Source organism: Paenibacillus sp. 01T422 (genome assembly GCF_056398785.1).
In genome coordinates this window covers 1-869 of sequence record NZ_JBFTQB010001438.1, presented here as the reverse complement: position 1 = coordinate 869, position 869 = coordinate 1, and the positions used below count along the sequence as shown (strand labels likewise).

Genomic DNA, 869 nt, shown 5'->3' with positions numbered 1-869 from the left:
CGGATGCAGTTGATGCTAACCTTTGTCATTTGTTTGTTGGCAGGATCAATGACTTATGGCATTTGTTCTAATCTATTCGGAGAAATGCGGCGGGCGGCTGTTATAGACTATAAGTACGGAATTGAACGAATAGATAGTGAAGCCCGTGGCCTGGTTAATGAATTATCAACCCTCCAAAACCAACGAGATCAGTCCGGTGCTGGAATTTCGGGGGGAAATCCGGAGTTCTTCGAATATCATGTAAACCGGATGACTGATCAGAAGCTCAAAGTTCTAATAACGGATCTGGAAGGTCGTGTCTTATATCGAAGCCAAAATGCTGCGGAAACAAATGTCGAAATTCACAATGTGATAGGCAACGCGATGAATACCCGGACGGAACAGGATTATGGCCGAAAAGAATTTTCGAGTTTTTACCCTATCAACTATATGGGGCAGAAATCTTATCTGATTGTCTCCGGCATCCCAGAACCGCACATTACCTATCAGAAGGGTGAAAGCCCGATGTCCTTGCTGAGTGCTGTTGCTGTTTTCATCCTTTTGTTCTACTTCATGACGCAAAAGAAAATGCGCCACATTGAGGAACTGGCTGGTGGTCTACGCATCATTGCAACGGGGAATTTGGATTACCGTGTCGTTGAACGCAGTCAAGATGAGCTTGGTTCCCTAGCTCGGGATCTGAACTTCATGGTGGAAGATCTGCAGAAAAGGATTGAGGAGGAAAGAAGGAACGAGCGTTTGAAGCGCGAGCTGATTACCAATGTTTCTCATGATTTACGCACACCACTGACGCTTATCATGGGTTATTTGCGGCTTCTGCATGATAAGAGCTACGAAACACCTGAGCAGGCGGCTGGCTATATTAGTAT

General features: G+C 45.5%; 1 protein-coding gene. It reads left to right on the top strand.

Annotated elements, in window-relative coordinates; genetic code table 11:
* Positions 1–12: 12 nt before the first annotated feature.
* The coding region (locus AC1DUA_RS39355; RefSeq protein ID WP_477504844.1) for a HAMP domain-containing protein at positions 13–869 on the top strand (857 nt) is incomplete at its 3' end.